At 62.5% G+C, this 15977-nt stretch carries 14 protein-coding genes and 1 tRNA gene; 6 read left to right on the plus strand and 9 right to left on the minus strand.

Features of this window, described 5'->3' with window-relative positions; all coding sequences use genetic code 11:
- Positions 1-117: 117 nt before the first annotated feature.
- Both AC5RVV_RS15640 and AC5RVV_RS15645 read right to left on the minus strand, forming a co-directional pair.
- Entirely contained in the window at positions 118-618 is a 501-nt protein-coding gene (locus AC5RVV_RS15640) for a septum formation family protein (RefSeq protein ID WP_494002301.1), read from the minus strand.
- A gap of 190 nt (positions 619-808) precedes the next feature.
- Positions 809-896 (minus strand) — tRNA-Ser (locus AC5RVV_RS15645).
- Positions 897-985: 89 nt separating this feature from the next.
- Between AC5RVV_RS15645 and AC5RVV_RS15650 the strand changes: the two genes are divergently transcribed.
- The 5 genes from AC5RVV_RS15650 to AC5RVV_RS15670 all read left to right on the plus strand — a co-directional run bounded on the left by AC5RVV_RS15650 (position 986) and on the right by AC5RVV_RS15670 (position 5704).
- A complete protein-coding gene (locus tag AC5RVV_RS15650; RefSeq protein WP_494002302.1) occupies positions 986-1966 on the plus strand; it encodes an NAD(P)H-quinone oxidoreductase in 981 nt (326 codons plus the stop codon).
- 82 nt (positions 1967-2048) lie between these two features.
- Positions 2049-4346 (plus strand): carbon starvation CstA family protein, encoded by a 2298-nt coding sequence (locus AC5RVV_RS15655; protein ID WP_494002303.1) that lies wholly within the window; start codon positions 2049-2051, stop codon positions 4344-4346.
- Positions 4346-4552, plus strand: a complete 207-nt coding sequence (locus tag AC5RVV_RS15660) for a YbdD/YjiX family protein (RefSeq protein WP_494002304.1) — start codon at positions 4346-4348, stop codon at positions 4550-4552. Before AC5RVV_RS15655 ends, AC5RVV_RS15660 begins: the two co-directional genes overlap by 1 nt.
- Before the next feature lie 52 nt (positions 4553-4604).
- The gene (locus AC5RVV_RS15665; protein WP_494002305.1) at positions 4605-5243 is read left to right on the plus strand and encodes a bacterial proteasome activator family protein; all 639 of its coding nucleotides are present in this window, start codon (positions 4605-4607) and stop codon (positions 5241-5243) included.
- 5 nt (positions 5244-5248) lie between these two features.
- A complete protein-coding gene (locus tag AC5RVV_RS15670; protein WP_494002306.1) occupies positions 5249-5704 on the plus strand; it encodes a hypothetical protein in 456 nt (151 codons plus the stop codon).
- 72 nt (positions 5705-5776) lie between these two features.
- On the opposite strand, the gene AC5RVV_RS15675 is transcribed toward AC5RVV_RS15670, so the two are convergent.
- Genes AC5RVV_RS15675 through AC5RVV_RS15685 form a run of 3 tightly spaced genes read right to left on the minus strand, consistent with a single transcriptional unit; the run spans position 5777 to position 7583 of the window.
- Positions 5777-6439: a GAP family protein gene (locus AC5RVV_RS15675; RefSeq protein WP_494002307.1), complete on the minus strand. Its 663-nt coding sequence runs from the start codon at positions 6437-6439 to the stop codon at positions 5777-5779.
- Complete coding sequence (locus AC5RVV_RS15680; protein WP_494002308.1) at positions 6436-6876, minus strand: TetR family transcriptional regulator; 441 nt, start codon at positions 6874-6876, stop codon at positions 6436-6438. The genes AC5RVV_RS15675 and AC5RVV_RS15680 overlap by 4 nt, the downstream gene beginning before the upstream one ends.
- Complete coding sequence (locus AC5RVV_RS15685) at positions 6864-7583, minus strand: DUF2637 domain-containing protein (RefSeq protein ID WP_494002309.1); 720 nt, start codon at positions 7581-7583, stop codon at positions 6864-6866. Before AC5RVV_RS15685 ends, AC5RVV_RS15680 begins: the two co-directional genes overlap by 13 nt.
- A gap of 572 nt (positions 7584-8155) precedes the next feature.
- Between AC5RVV_RS15685 and AC5RVV_RS15690 the strand changes: the two genes are divergently transcribed.
- Complete coding sequence (locus AC5RVV_RS15690) at positions 8156-9358, plus strand: hypothetical protein (RefSeq protein WP_494002310.1); 1203 nt, start codon at positions 8156-8158, stop codon at positions 9356-9358.
- Positions 9359-10354: 996 nt separating this feature from the next.
- Here the strand turns inward: AC5RVV_RS15690 and AC5RVV_RS15695 are convergent.
- The 4 genes from AC5RVV_RS15695 to AC5RVV_RS15710 form a co-directional block, all read right to left on the minus strand.
- Positions 10355-10825 (minus strand): hypothetical protein, encoded by a 471-nt coding sequence (locus tag AC5RVV_RS15695; protein WP_494002311.1) that lies wholly within the window; start codon positions 10823-10825, stop codon positions 10355-10357.
- Between the two features lie 81 nt (positions 10826-10906).
- Positions 10907-13468 carry a DEAD/DEAH box helicase family protein gene (locus AC5RVV_RS15700; protein ID WP_494002312.1) on the minus strand — a complete coding sequence of 854 codons (2562 nt, stop codon included), beginning with the start codon at positions 13466-13468 and terminating at the stop codon, positions 10907-10909.
- Positions 13461-15146, minus strand: coding sequence for an Eco57I restriction-modification methylase domain-containing protein (locus tag AC5RVV_RS15705; protein WP_494002313.1), 1686 nt, complete (start codon positions 15144-15146; stop codon positions 13461-13463). Before AC5RVV_RS15705 ends, AC5RVV_RS15700 begins: the two co-directional genes overlap by 8 nt.
- Positions 15143-15802, minus strand: a complete 660-nt coding sequence (locus AC5RVV_RS15710) for an N-6 DNA methylase (RefSeq protein ID WP_494002358.1) — start codon at positions 15800-15802, stop codon at positions 15143-15145. Before AC5RVV_RS15710 ends, AC5RVV_RS15705 begins: the two co-directional genes overlap by 4 nt.
- Positions 15803-15977: the final 175 nt, after the last annotated feature.

Genomic DNA, 15977 nt, shown 5'->3' on the forward strand with positions numbered 1-15977 from the left:
CGCCGAGGAACGGCTCCCGCTCTTGACAGGAAGGCCGGGGCGGCGTCCGGTAGCTAGCTTTGGGACGCTAGCCGGAGCTGCCACCGGGAAGGTACCTCCGGGGCGACGGCCGGGAAGTTAGCGCCGGGCGTCCTTCAGCGTGCCGGTGACGGGCTTCGAGCCTTCCTCGCCGAGCAGGCACAGCAGCTCCCGGTCCTCCTCGCCGGTCCAGCTGGCCTCGGTCGGGTTGAGGTAGGTCAGTTCCAGTGCCGAATCGTCGTAGGGGATGCCGGCGAAGGCCTCGAACTCGGCCACGCAGAACTCCTCGGCCTTGGCCGCCACTTCCTTGTCGCCGGGAAAATCGCCCTCGGGCAGGTTGCTGGCGGCAAACGCCTCCAGCTCGTGGGCCTGGTCGCACGGGACGAACTCCACCTCGGTCAGGCGGTCGGTGTCCGGATTGTTCAGGCAGTCGCCCACCTTAATCGCGTAGGCGCCGGCCGCGGCGGCCTCCGTCACCGCACCGGACTCATCCCGCGGCGGTTCCTCCGTTTCACCCCCGCAGCCACTAAGCAGCGCCAGAAGGACGACGGCGGTGGCCGCCTTGAGGGGGCGGCGGACGGGTGCTGGCTGGCTGGGCACGGGTGGACTCCTCAAGCTTTGGTGCGAACGACTCCTAGCCGAGGGTATACCGAGGGAGCGCCGGGCCAGAATACTTGACGCCGGGTGGCCGGCGTCCGGACCATGCGCCTGACGGCCCGGGACCCCGGCCCGGTGTGGGAGCCAAATGCAGCAGGTGCCCGGGCGAAACGGCCCGGACACCTGCTGGAAGCGGAAGGTATGGGATTTGAACCCATGAGACGGGGTTACCGCCTACTGGTTTTCAAGACCAGCTCCTTCGGCCGCTCGGACAACCTTCCTCACCTTGTAGTCTGACACGGAGGGGTCTACCCGGGCAAAGCGCGCAGGCACCGGGGTTTTGATGCCCCGGACAAGGCGAAAGGCTGGTATGAGAGCGGTTTTCTACGACGGAGCAGGCGGACCCGAGGTCCTGAACATGCGGGAGACCGAAGCACCGCAACCGGCCGAGGGCGAGGTGGTGATCGACGTCGCCGCCGCGGGAGTGAACCGCGCCGACGTCCAGCAGCGCCTGGGCGTCTACCCGCCGCCGCCCGGTGCGTCCGAGATCCCCGGCCTGGAGGTGTCGGGCCGGGTATCGGCGGTCGGCCCGGGGGTCGGCGGGCTTCGGGTGGGCGACGAAGTATGCGCGCTCCTGGCCGGCGGCGGCTACGCCGAGCAGGTGGCGGTTCCGGCGGGCCAGGTGCTGCCGGTCCCGCGGGGAATCGATGTGGTGACGGCCGCTGCCCTGCCGGAGGTGGCGGCCACCGTCTTTTCCAATCTATTCATGGCCGCGGGCGTGCAGGCCGGGGAAACGGTGCTGATCCACGGCGGCGCCGGCGGCATCGGCACCATGGCCGTCCAGCTGGTTGCCGCTTTCGGCGCGATCCCTGCCGTGACGGCCGGCAGCCGGGAAAAGCTCGACGTCGCGCGCGGGCTGGGTGCCGAGGTGCTGATCAACTACCGCGAGGAAGACTTCGTGGAACGGATCAAGGACGCCACCGGAGGCCGGGGCGCCGACGTCATCCTGGACATGGTGGGTGCCAAATACCTGCAGCGCAACGTGGACGCCCTCGCCACCTCCGGGCGGCTGGTGGTGATCGGGCTGCTGGGCGGGGCCAAGGCCGAACTGAACCTCGGCCAGTTGATGGCCAAACGGGGTGCGGTCATCGGCACGACCCTCCGGGCCAGGCCCGCGGAGGAGAAAGCCGCCATCGTGCGGGCGGTCGCCGAGCATGTCTGGCCGCTGGTCGTCTCCGGCGACGTCAAACCCCAGGTGCACCGCACGTTCGCCCTGTCGGAGGCGGCGGCGGCCCACGAGTACTTCGATTCCGGCGAACACACCGGCAAGATCCTGCTCACTACCTCCTGAAATCGGCCTTCCCGTTCCCTCCGAGCGGCGTCGCTGCTACGGTGCTTCGTAAAAGCGGACGGCGTTCCACGAGGGGAGCATCATGAGCGAGAAATTCAGCGGACCCCGGCCCGGGCAACCCGAAAGGAATGGTCCCGGATCCGACGTCCTGGTGCAGGATCCCACCCTGCCGCCGGTAGCGCTGGATCCGGCTGCGGACGCCGAGGCCCACAGGTGGACCCCGACCAAGATCGTGATCTGGGTGGCCATTGCCCTGCTCGGGGCCGTGAGTTGGAGTATTCTCGCGTTTTCGCGGGGCGAAACCATTAACGCGATCTGGTTCGTCTTCGCGGCCGTCTGCACGTATTTCATCGCCTACCGGTTCTACTCCAAGTTCATCGAGAACAAGCTCACCCGCCCCAACGACCTGAGGGCGACGCCGGCGGAGTACAACGCGGACGGCAAGGACTTCGTCGCAACGGACCGCCGCGTGCTTTACGGCCACCACTTCGCCGCCATCGCGGGCGCCGGTCCGCTGGTCGGCCCCATCCTCGCGGCGCAGATGGGTTACCTGCCGGGCACCCTGTGGATCATCGTGGGCGTGATCCTGGCCGGGGCGGTGCAGGACTACCTCGTGCTGTTCTTCTCCATGCGCCGGGGCGGCCGTTCGCTGGGCCAGATGGCCCGCGAGGAACTCGGCGTCATCGGCGGCACCGCGGCCCTGATCGCCACGCTGACCATCATGATCATCATTGTGGCGATCCTGGCCCTGGTCGTGGTGAACGCCTTAGGTGAGTCGCCTTGGGGTGTCTTCTCGGTGGCGATGACCATCCCCATCGCGATCTTCATGGGCATCTACCTGCGTTTCCTCCGGCCGGGCAAGGTCAGCGAGGTCTCCCTCATCGGCTTCGTGCTGCTGATCGCGGCCATCATCGGCGGCGGGATGATCGCGGACACCGAGTGGGGCGCGGCGGTCTTCACGCTGGACCGGACCACCATCGCCTGGGGCATCATCATCTACGGCTTCATCGCGGCGGTACTGCCCGTGTGGCTGCTGCTGGCCCCGCGCGACTACCTCTCCACGTTCATGAAGATCGGCACCATCCTGATGCTGGCGCTGGCCATCGTGCTGGTGCGTCCGGAAATCAACGTGCCGGCGTTCAGCGAGTTCGCCGGCCGCGACGACGCACCCGTGGTGGCCGGTTCGCTGTTTCCCTTCCTCTTCGTCACCATTGCCTGCGGCGCCCTCTCGGGATTCCATGCGCTGATCTCCTCCGGGACCACGCCGAAGATGGTGCAGAAGGAGAGGCAGACCCGCTTCATCGGCTACGGCGGAATGCTGATGGAGTCCTTCGTGGCCATCATGGCGCTGGTCGCGGCCATCTCGATCGACCGCGGCATCTACTTCGCGATGAACGCCTCCGCGGCGGCCACCGGCGGCACGGTGGAAGGCGCGGTCGCATTCGTCAATGGCCTGGGCCTGGCCGGCGTCAATCTGACACCGGACATGCTCACCGACCTGGCCAGCAACGTCGGCGAGGAATCGGTGGTTTCGCGCACCGGCGGCGCGCCCACCCTCGCCGTCGGCCTCGCACACATCATGCAGGGACTGATCGGCGGCATCGGGATGATGGGCTTTTGGTACCACTTCGCCATCATGTTCGAGGCGCTGTTTATCCTCACCGCGGTCGACGCCGGAACCCGCGTGGCCCGCTTCATGCTGCAGGACACCGTCGGCAACGTCCTGCCGAAGTTCAAGAACATGTCCTGGCGCCCCGGCGTCTGGATCTGCACGGCCATCATGGTGGCGGGCTGGGGCTACATCCTGATCCTGGGCGTCACCGATCCGCTGGGCGGCATTAACACGTTCTTCCCGCTCTTCGGCATCGCCAACCAGCTGCTGGCGGCCATCGCGCTCGCGGTCTGCCTGGCCATCGCGGCCAAGCGCGGGGCGTTCAAGTATCTGTGGATCATCGGGCTGCCGCTGGCCTTCGCCGCCGTGATCACCATCTGGGCCTCGATCCTGAAGATCTTCAGCTCGGATGTGAAGGTGGGCTACTGGGCCAACCACATCGCCCACCGCGAAGCCTTGGCAGCCGGCGAGACGAGCCTCGGAAACGCCGCCTCAGTGGCGGAAATGGAGGCGGTGGTCCGCAACACCGCGGTGCAGGGCACGCTGTCCATCGTGTTCGTGGTGCTGACCATCATCGTCATCGCCACCGCCCTCATCGCCACCTACAAGTCCTGGCGGCTGGGTGGGGAACCCTCGCACGAGGACCCCGCGGTGGTCTCCGCCATCTACGCGCCGGCCGGCCTCCTGGCCAGCCGGCCGGAGAAGGAACTGGAAAGGCAATGGAACGAACTGCCGGCCGACACCGGGCGGGCCAAGGCGGGCCACTGATGTCCGGCGTCATCTGGCCCCGCGCCCGGAGCGGCTGGCAGAGGTTCGCCTGGTTCTTCCAAGGGGTGATGGGCGAGCACGCCTACCAGGACTATCTTCGGCACCACCGGCGGGTACATCCCGGCACGGAGCCGATGAGCGAGCGTGAGTTCTGGCGGGACAAGACGGACCGGCAGGAGAACAACCCGCAGGGACGCTGCTGCTGACCGGGGCCGGATATGCTCTGCGCCCGCTGTCCGTCTCTGGCAAGATGAAAACATGAGCGAAGAGCAGACGCCGCAGCCGGCAGAACCGGTCATCCTCCCCGCGCTGCCCAGCGGCCACAGCCCGGACGGCGGAGAGCCCCCGAGCCCGGGGCCCGGTCCCGCCACGCGGCGGCCCGGCCGCGGCAATTCGGCGCTGGCCGACCTGGTCGATGAACCGGCGAAGGTCATGCGGATCGGCACGATGGTCCGCCAACTGCTCGAGGAAGTGCGCAGCGCCCCGCTCGACGACGCAGCCCGGGTCCGCCTGGCCGAAATCCATGAGCGGTCCGTCAAGGAGCTGGAGGACGGGTTGGCACCGGAGCTGATCGAGGAACTGCACCGGATCAACCTGCCGTTCACCGACGACTCCACGCCGTCGGACGCCGAGCTGCGCATCGCCCAAGCGCAGCTGGTCGGCTGGCTGGAGGGCCTCTTCCACGGCATCCAGACTGCCATCGCGGCGCAGCAGGCCCTGAACCAGCAGATGGCGGCCCGCATGCAAATGCGCCAGCTGCCGCCCGGCACCATGATCGCGCCCGGCGTCGTGATTGGCGACGACGGCGAACCGCGCCGGGCCACCGGAGCCGAGGGGGAGAACGCCGGCTCGGTGCAGGGCGGCGAACGGCACGCCGGACCCGGACAGTACCTGTAGGGCCGGTGGCGCTCTTCGGTGCCGCCCGGCAGGCCCGCCGGGAGGATAAGGAACTCGGCAAGGGCATTTGGCGCCGCGCGCACGACCGCTTCCGGCGTGCCCTGGAGCGCTACCACCAGGTCCTCGAGGGCGTGGAGGACGACGGCCTCTACGGCGAGCTGCTGCCGGTAGCCGACCAGCTCGCCGGCCTCCTGCCACGAGTGCGCAGTTGCTGCACGACCGCCCAGTCGCTGCATCCCACCGACGGACTGGATATTCCCGGCGGCGTGCTGGCAGATGTCCACCGCAGCCTTTCCAGGGCGGGCAACTCCCTGGCGGCGGCCGCACAGGCCGCGGCGATGGTCAGGCTCGGCGGCAGCCAGGGCTACGAAGCAGGCGTCGAGAACGTGCGCCGGCGCGCCGCCGTCGTGCTCGCGGACCTGGCCGATGCCGAGCGCCTGCTGGCCGGCCTGAAGCGCTGACCCGCACCCTGCCTGATATCCGAGCCAGGCTATTTGGAGCGCCTCGAATGTATGCGCCGCTTATCGAGGCTGTTAGGGCCAGAGCGCGATGGCCAGGACGCCGATGCCGAGCAGGAATAATGCAAGCGCCGCAGGAACCGATCTTTTGACCGTGCCTGTTGCGAACCGGTCGTAGACCTTCTCCAGCCGAATGCGGACCTGATCTCCGTGAGCGATGCCGAGGGCGAGCAGAATGAGGCACGGTACGCAGTAGACGACTGCGTATCCTGCGAGGACAAGCAGGCCCGTGCCGGTGGAGGTATCCGCATCCACCATGCGCTCGATCGCGATGAAATACGGGAACGCATTCGGGAGATCGGCCCCGGTGACCAGTACGCCGAAAGGGAGCGCTGTCCCCAGCCCAAACCAAGACGGCAGGCCTATGCCCTTCCGCTCGCGATCCTTGAGGCGCCGGAAGCTCGCGACGAACAGCGTGAGCGCAGCTATCAGGAAGACGATTCTCCGTAGCCAGACAAGCCCGTCGCTCACGGCGTCGGCTGCTGCTCCCGCGCCCAGGAAGATGATCAGGCCGAGCATGAAGACGGTGCTCAAGGCACCAAAGACGAACGACACCGCTGAAGCCACCGGATGAGTGCGGACGGTGAGAAGGATGAGCGTGATGGTCACGATAGTTGCCGGGTTCAGGCTGTCGGCCAGAGCCAGTCCCAGGATCGACCACAGGAGGCCGGTGCTCACGGCGCGGTCTTCCTCAGCTCCAGCCACGCAAGGATATCCTCGAGCGACGGAAGGTTGTCACGGGTCAGCGAGTTCATGACCATGCCGTCTCCCAGGAGGCGGACGACCGAGGCCGCCACTGGGTCGCCGAGCTCGCCCGCAAGCAGGTGCTCCCATCGTTCCGATGCCTCCGCGGACTGATGCAGCAACGCCTGGGCGTTTTCCCCGAGGTCGGCGAATGACATCAGGAGCGCCCTGAACAGGTCAGCGTCATCCCGTGATATTGAGACGCGTAGCCAGGTTGCCACGACGTCACCCCTATCGGCAGCAGCACTAAGGGCTTCATCCATAGACTCAATAGCCTGTGCTGCAAGACCTTCGATCAGGGCTGCCCTCGTCTTGAAGTGGTGCGTAAAGCCGCCCTTGGATACTCCGGCAGCTGCCGCTATTGCGTCCATGGAGGGTATGGATTTGGAGTTGATGGCGAGCTGCCGGGCAGTGCGCAGAATGTGATCCCTATTCGACATACGGAAACCATACCAGCAGTACAGACCGACTGGTCGGTCTGCCCTAGAGAGGGGCGACAGCTCCAGACCTTCCCCCGGCCCTTCTCGGCCTGGGCCAAGGATTCCTGGAGGTTGGCAATTTCGGCCTGCAGGCGGGCGTTCTCGGCCGCGGATTCGGCCTCCTGCTGGGTCATTGCGGAATGAGCAGCGGCCAGCTCAGCGGCAAGGCGCTCTTCACGGCTCTGCTGAGACTCCGCCGCCGCCCGGTCGGCCTTTTCGCGCAATACGTGGTCCATGTGCTGCACGGCTTCCAGGCAGCACACCGCCACGATGGGCGGCGCCGCATGCACGAAAATCTCAAGCCACGTCTGAGAGAGCACTGTGTTGACCAGGGCCGTCAGCGCTTCTGCAAAGAGGGTGAGCGTCCAGCCAAGCCGAGCACGTGCGCCGATGGCATGGCTCTGCACGACGACAGCGACGCCCACGAACACCAGGCCGTCCAAGGTCAGGGGGAGCAAGACGGCGAGCCACCATGGATGCCCCATGAAAATCGCGAGCTGGAAAATCGTCGCGAAGCTCAGCGCCGTCGCAAAGATCAGCACCGCCCAGGTGACCTTGCGGGCTAGACCGATGATGCGGGACGAACCTGCCGATTCCATGCACCCTCCAGGAGAATAGTGATATGCATGCGTTTCACCATTGCACCAGCCTGCGTCTGATATGCATGCATTGCAAGTGGGGCCTGAGAAGGTAATACTGACATCATGGGTGAGCGGAAAGAACTGCGGTCAGTCGGCGGTCTCGTGGATGTCGCGGGACTGGCGGAGTATGTCGGTACTACGCCAGCCATGATCCGGGTTTGGGCGAAGCGGAAACGTGACGGTTCAACCGGAATTCCTGTCCTATTGCCGGAGCCGGTGCCCGCAGATGACGGCGAAGCTCCGGGCATGCTCAACCGCGGATACGTCTTCCGGCGGCGGGATGTGGAGCGGTTCGGGAAGGCCCTGAAAGAGCGGAATAGCCGGCCGTCTTAGAGGCGGCCCAATCTGCGCTCTCGCGGTTACGAAGTTATTTCTGTAAGAGCCTTGGCAAGCAACATGGGTTATCGGCTCTGCGAAGAACATGATTTTCGTGCATTTATTAGGGATTGCACGGTTCTATACAGCGTCGGGATCTTCCAATAGCAGACGCGTCGAGTCATCATCAGAGTGAAGGGGCTCTAAATTGGTGCGTGGTCGCCTCGACCCTTGGGGAGCTGATGGTGAAGGTAGCGAAGGTAATCTTGAAACCCGGCATTCTTCCGGCGGATAAAGCGCGGCAGGCGGGATGGAAGCTCGAAAGACGGGCGAGTGAAACCGACGCGTCGGTACAAGACGTGCTGGTAAAACAGTTCGGCTCATCTGCACTCCTAGCCCATGAACTGACAGAAATTTGCAGGGGCCTCCAGGTCGACGTGCGTGTGAAGCGCAAGGGTCGACCCAGCATCGTTCCTCCGGACCAAGTGCTGAAGGGAATTGCCGAACTGTTCGAAACCCTCGACGGCAAACTCCTGCCGGATGAAATTGTTGTCGAGCCAGTGCCTGAACCCTCTCCGGACGGCGATTCGGACACCGATGGAATTACGGCTCCGGGTCAGTCGGTCATGGACGCCAGGCTCACGGGCCTCCCAGATATCCCCGAAATGGTGTGGAACTCCCTCAAGGAAGAAGACAAGCAGGAAGCCGCGAAGAGAATGGTGGCACAAGCGGCCCGGATTGCATCAGAACCGCTGTCAGCAGTCTCATGGGGCCCGGCAAACAGGGATGCGTTCCTGCTCGCAAACCTTGACACCGAGGCGCGGGAAAGCAAGGCGAGGAAACTGCTCGGCGCGAGGGTCGAGCGTGCAGAAAACGCCAACAAATTGCAGGAGCAGCGCCTGAAATTTGAGATCCAACGGGTGGACCTCATGGATCAAGCCGTTTCAGCAGCGAAAGAGTCGGTAGCTCATCTAAAGCAGTGGAAGAAACTATCCCAGAGTGTGGTGCCGTTCCTTATCGCGACCACAGTTTTCGCCGCTCTGATGGTTATTGTAGCCATGTTCCTCGTTTTCGTAGGCCGCCTAAACGGGTGGGAAGCAGCCCTCCTGACGTTCGTGTTCGCACTCATGGCCATCTCTCCGGCCACTTTGCTGCTTATTGGCCGCCCGTTGGAAGGCTTGGACAAGTGGCGTCCGGGCACGCCGGAGAAGGAATCCGGCGAGCCTGAGAAGGATCAAGATCCCGCCGAAGCTGCGAAACCTGCAGTAGCTGAGAGGGATCAAGTTCCCGCCGAAGCTGCGAAACCTGCAGTAGCTGAGAGGGATCAAGTTCCCGCCGAAGCTGCGAAACCTGCAGTAGTTGAGAGGGATCAAGTTCCCGCCGAAGCTGCGAAACCTGCAGTGGCTGAGAAGGAATGAGGGTCCGACAAGGCTGAGGAAACCGCATCGAACAAAAAGTACGCTGGCAGGTTTTCACTAAAGATGGACCGTCCGGCCTGCTGTTCCCCTGCGAACTAACCCGTTGTAGTCAACTTGGGCTTTCATAAACTGCGGTCGCCGCCGCTGCCGTTCTTGTGCTCCGGTAACAACCGCATCTTAAGTCTAGCGAAGAACACTCTGCCGTCTCTGGCGGGAGGGTCGGTTCCTAAAGCCAGCATGGAGAGCAACGATTGGCACATGATAGGTGGTCCTGCGCCAGACTGCACGGGCACAGCGGGGATGTGAACCATTGGTATGACCGGGCCTGCATCGATTCCGCTCTGGTCCTGGAGACCCAGGTATGTGAAGCACATTGTCCATGCACCATGAAATGGACTAATCGCACCGGGGGAGAGGGCTCAGGCTAGCCGAAACGGTTCATCGTCCTGCCATTCGAGATGAATTGCGAACGTTACAGCAAAGCTGCCACCATTTCAGCCGAGGGGCGGATTGCCGAGGCTCGCCGGGGATCTCCCTCTACAAGTGCCACGACCCAGCCCGGGGTCCTTACGTCTGTCTTCTGGTCCATTGCTAGGCGAACTCGGGCTGGGCGATGCGAATCCGCTCCACTGGGCGAGCTCGGGCCTGTCGGAAACCATGGCTACACCGACCTCCGCCAGAATTGCCACCAGCTGCGCGGGTGGGCAGGCTGCGGGGCTTCACCGGGCAGTCTCGTCTCGGCCAGCTCCTTGATCCACTCGGGCGTCGCGCCGCCGGTCTTTTTATCTGTTGTGGCGCGCAGTTTCGCAGCGGCGACGCGAATACGCTTCTCTTGCTCCGGGGTGCGCAGAGCCCGTCGCTCGTCAGGTATGCACCTGGCCCGATCGCTGGCCATGCCTTGAGCCCAGTGCGGCGGTGATACAGATGACAGGCCAATTGAACAGGCCGCTGGGCTTTTGACATAGCCCCTGATCTCAGCGAACTCTTCCTCAGTGATCAGCTCCTGAACGTGGCCCGCCAACACCTGATCCCAAGATCCCGGTAAGCGCCCCGGGTGGGGTTCGGGGGCATCCACGCCAAGGGTGTGTACGGCCAGGCTTTCAAGGTCTTCAGAAGATCCTCCCGGGGACTTTCATCGACGAACGCCCGCAGGATCAGTTCCCGAGGCGTCAGCTCGAAGGCCGGATCCGCGGCGCGCAGAGCGTCGATATGTGACAACATTTCGCTCGCCCGCTCCCGGGAATTTTGTGCATCCATGGCTTGAGGGTAGCCATCGAAGCCCACAGAATTGGCCGGCTCCGTCAGAGGCAAGTGGAAGCGTACGGACCATGCGGCCGGCAGCCGTTTTGGTGCCTGCTCACGAACCGGTGCGGTCTGGCGTGCTCCAGCACCGGAGGCGGTGGCAATGAAGGCACCAATCTCCTTCCTGAGCATGTCGACCCTGCCGCACTTGGGGAGAACTGCCACTTAGTGACTGGGAGCGTTGGAAACGGCTCCCTGACAGCAAGCGGATGTGGATTTGGCCAAGGGCGGCTCGCGGCGGCGTTGTTACGCCGGCCCGTCCCCGACCGCCACCACAGTGTCGTAAAGGCCGTAATGACGTAGGCCCTTATGTGAATCAATCCCCGCGTAGGAAAGTGAAGCGTCTTCGTAGCGGCGGAAGGCAAATACCGCCTGGTTCATGTGGGTGGCATTGAAGACGCCGAGGTTCACGAGCAAATGGAAGTCGGCGACGCTGAGGCCGGTAACGGCTTTGAACAGGTCGGGCTCCAGCTTCGTGATGACGTCTTGGAGGGTGTTTTCACGGAAGTCGGTGAGGTACATGAACGCTGGAATGCGGGTAGCGAACTTGACCAGTTTCTCCTGGATCTGCTTCCGCTTGGACTTGTACTCCTTCTCTTCGTCGGAGAGTTCCTTTTTCTCCTTTGGATCTAGCTCGCTGCCTTTCTGTTTCTTGGTGGCATTGACGGCTTCGCTCTTGTTGACGACCGTCTCGAAGATCGCCGAGCCGAGGGCACGGAATCCCTCGATGTTCATGACAGCGCTCATCGCGGCCTCGCTACCCATGATGCGACGCAGCGTTTCGTTGTCGACGTTGACGAGAATTGCAGACTCCCACTTACGCGCCAACAGCGTCGCTGAGGTTCCTGACATCGCGATGTCGAGAATTCCGCCGGCATCAATCTGTGTCATGTTCGATCCGTCGTAGGCGAGTACGGGCAGGAACCGTACCAGTTCCTGGAGCGCCTGCTCCGGGTTGGAGGCTTCGGGAGATAGTCCCGCGCCATAGTCAGCGATTTGGCGCAGCGCCCGAGTCGGGGCGAAGTCAAAAACGAAGCAGGCAGGCTTAAGGACCAACTCAGCGTTCGGGTCGTCTCCCTCGGGGTTTTTGATCGACCACACCGACTGCACCCGGAAAGCGGCTTGGAAATAAGTTTCCGGAGAGTTCAGGTTCCGCAGCATCAGGATCGATGACCATTGTTTGACGGTGACTCCGGTGGTGAGTTTTCCACATGAAAGCGTAATGCTTTTCGTGTCATGACCGTCCCTGATCGCTTCACGCACGGGAGGAAGGGCATCGAGGCCGATGCCGGCGTGGGGCCCGGCGACAACGAGGACCGAGTAATCGTGCCAAAAGGCGTTCTGACGCTCGGCCATCAGGTTGGCCATGGCCTCGCAGCTGGCCACTGTTGGCAGGAACCAGAATGAGTGCTGGAGGTACGGGAGCAGGCGCGTGTCGGAATACGGAAAGGGCGGACGGGTGCCCATGCGCATCGAGTCCAGTTGGGTAGGCAGATGCGCGCCGCGAATGATGTCGAGCCACTTCTGCACATCGTGCTTATGTACGAACGCAGCCCCTTCGCCCGTTCCTGTGGCCTCAAAGAAGGCGTTGAGGTCGAACTCGTCGAACTCGCCCTGACTTGCTACCGAGATCAATTCGTCGGGCATTTGGTACGTTAGCAGCCGCATTTCCGGCAGCGCACCGTAGGGATTTCGTTCGTGGGGACGAGAAGCAGTGAAGTCGGCCTTTGCGCGCTGCTCATCGGTATAAGTCCAGTTAAAAATCTGCTCCTCGATGAACTCACCCGTGGCCAGCGCCTTGAAGGGGGTTCCCGATAGGTACAGGTATGCCCGTGTGGTGATGGGTAGGAAGTCGTCCTCTTTGTTACCGAGCTCGTCGAGTTCCTCGCCGAATGTGTCGAGACCGTCGTTGTACTCGGTCGCCAGCTCCTTCTTGGCGACCTTCTCGTCCTCACCCTCGAACAGCTCCTTTGCCGACTCACGCCAAGCACCGAAGTGGTATTCGTCGAAGATCACCAGATCCCAGTTCGTGGTGTGGACCCATTCATTCTTCGCCTTGATCAACCCAGTGTTGCGGTCGCGGCCGAGCAAGTCTTGGAAAGATCCGAAGTAGACCAGCGGTCGAGACCAGTCCACAGAATCGGAAGTGCCGCCGGAAGCTGATGAAAGGTACTGCCAGCCGTCAAAATCTGCGTGAGACTCGAGGTCTGTCTGCCAGGCGTCCTCCACGGCGGGCTTGAAGGTGACGACGAGGATTTGCTTGGCCTCTAACGCCTTGGCCAGTTGATACGAAGCGAAGGTCTTCCCGAAACGCATCTTCGCGTTCCACAAAAAACGCGGTACGGCCTGGGGATCCTCCGCCCGGATCGATTCATAGTATTTGCGTGTCTTCTCAACGGCTTCCGCCTGCTCGGGGCGCATGGAGAACGTCTCGTGATGCGTACCGGTCAGTTGCTGACCAGTTCGCAGCTCTGCGATCGCTGTGCGGACGTCATCGGGAGTGCAGCGCACCCATTCGCGTGAGGATCCGAGGACGGGATTCTCAAATCCCTTCGCAACGAGTCGGTTGCGTACATCCGTGTCTCGGAAATTTGAGCCGTCCTCGCGCTCTGCCAGCTCTGCAACGTGAAGTGTGTAGGCCTGCTGCATCTGCCCCTGTGACTCACGGATGCGGACGTTTACATCTGCCTTAGCAGTTTCCCCAACCTTGATCAGCCCGGCGTAGTCGGCAGGGGGGTCGTTGGGCGTCCAAGCGTAGATGCGCAGCCTAGCATTGGGCTTCTCTGGGAAGAGCTCGCGCTTACTCATCAGAGTCGTCGGCTTCATCAATGCTGCCGTCAGACGCCGATTCGTCGGGCGGACCGATTTGCGACTCTATGAAAGCGATCTGCTCGCTGGTGAGCCCGTATCGTTCGTAGAGCATGGGATCAGTCCAAGCCCGGTCGAGCGGAAGCCTTGGCACAAAGCTGTAGGAGTCACGAGTGATGTTTTGCGTGATCTTCCGTAATGAAACGAGGAATCGGACAAAGCGGGTGCGCATATACGCGGCAAGATTTTCTGCCTCTTCCTCGCTAGCACAGACTCCGACCACGAGGTAAGTCTCGGTGCAGGCGGTTCCAGGGCCTGCAATAACTGGTTTGCCTAAAATCGTGAAGTCGTCGCGACCGCTCGTCCCGTGCGCTTTCACGAGAAGAACCTTCCACTGATCAACCCATGATGGGTTCGAAGTAATTGCGTTGCGGGGCAGGAAGCTTGTGATTTGGTTCCCATATACGAGAACAGGGTCGGTAATCCCCAGGGGGGTGCTCTTTCCGACTTGATTTGTGAGTCCAAAGGGTTTCCTCGGTGAGACTTGTTCGCCTAGACTTGGCTCACTCAAACCGTCAACACGGTAGCTCCGCACCTGATCGAGGATTTCGACTGCTTCATTACGCCGCACCAGAACGTCGTACGCGTCGAGTCGTCGGGAAGCTGACTCGCCCTGAATCTCGTTTCCAACCTTGGTTGTTACAACGCAATTGCCATCGTGGTCTCGACTCCATAGCCAGTACGAAACTCCTCCTCGGATCTTCACACCAGGGAACACGTCATAGAGCCGAGGGAAATCCACCAGCTCAGCAAGACGCCGATCCCTTAACATCCGATTGCGAAACGCGTCGAGTCCTTTGCCCCCCGAGAACCAACGGGACGGCGTAATCATGACAGCGTGGCGCGGTTCTAGCGCTAGTGCGTTTTCGACGAACAAGTTGTAAATGGGCGTGGCGGAAGCGCCTCCTCCTCCGCCACCATCGCCAAGCTGATAGGGCGGGTTGCCGATGATGACGTCGAAATGCATGCTGTCTCCGAACAGTTCGCCGATTAGAGCTTTAATGTCGTCAGTGTGGATGAAGGCGTAGGCGTGGGTCTCTAAGTCAGTCTCACGCCCGTAGTCGTCCTCGCCGGCCCCGCAGAAGCGGCACTTGCGGTGGGTGTAAATTGTCATCTCGTCGCCGGTGAGTGGATGGGAGCGGAATTCCCTCTTCCCACCGCTCCACGTATGTTCTGTGCGTTCGAACCAGATGTTGCCTTCTTCAGTGGTGAAGGACTTGGCGATGGAGTGGGGGCCATTGGCGAACTTAGAGCAGTACACGCTCCGCCGTGCCAGCAGGGCAGTGAGCTGGGTAATCCCTATACCGTAGACCTGCTTGGTGAGGATGTGGTCAACGCGCTCCTGCAGATCAGGAATCGTCGACCGGAGCCCCTCGGCGAGGCGTCGTGTGATCTCGCGGAGGAACACGCCTGACTTGGCGAATGGGTCAAGGAAGGTGACATCGGGGTTAGTCCAGAGATCCGCCCCGCCGTTAGCGTCTGCCCATCGCTTCGCGAGGAGGTCCAGCATGGCGTTCGCCATCTCAGGCGGGGTGAACACCTCGTCATTGGAAAGATTCGCGATACAAGTCAACACGTCCGGGTTGTGCGCGCGCAGGGTGAAGGGTGCTTGGCTCACGCGGCGCTCACCTGCCCGGCGAGTTGACGCACGGTCGTGGCTGGGTATGTCTGAGCCGGGGTGAACAAGTCATCGTCTTCGAGCTCGCCGAACAGTGATCCTTCCGCTTCCCAAACAGAGCGCTGGGTGAGGGAGTCATAGCGGAAATCGCGCCGCTGAAATTTGCCCTTGCCGAGGTAGCCCCACTCAGGGAACACGATTGGTGCGCCACTCGGGGTGGTCATGGTCAGGGCGTCGCCTTGGATGATGTTCACCGCGAGTACGGTGCGGGCCGCTTGAGCCGATTCATCGTGGTCGTCGATGCCTAGGAAAGCACTGAACAGAGTTAAGAGGTTGTCTCGACATTCCTGGGCGTTGTCAGGTAGCAGTTCAATGCCGTAAGTGCACATCAGGGCGAACAGTGCGTAGTGGCTTCTTTCAAAGTCACTCGTACCGTGGCGGGCTTGGACAGTGAGTAACTTACGGCGTAGGACGGGCACAAGGAAATTGCCAGAACCGCAGGCTGGCTCCAGGACACGGGAGTCGATGCGTACAGATTCCTCTTTGATGAGGTCGAGCATGTCCTCGACCATCCATGAAGGAGTGAAGACCTCTCCGTGATCGGCGACCCGCTGCCTAGACTTCACGAGGCGCTCTGCCTCTTCCAACCTCGTCACCAAAGCCCCCGTCCTCAATCCAGATGTGTCCGGTACCAATCGTATATGCGCGGCCGAGGCCAACAGCCGATGATCGCGCTCCGCGACTTCCACGTCTGTCCTACAGCGCGTTTTCGAAGCGCTCCGAGTGCAATGGAGAACGGCCGGGAAGCCTCTCGGCGTTCTGACAGCGTCG

The organism is Arthrobacter sp. MDT2-34-1 (assembly GCF_059091365.1).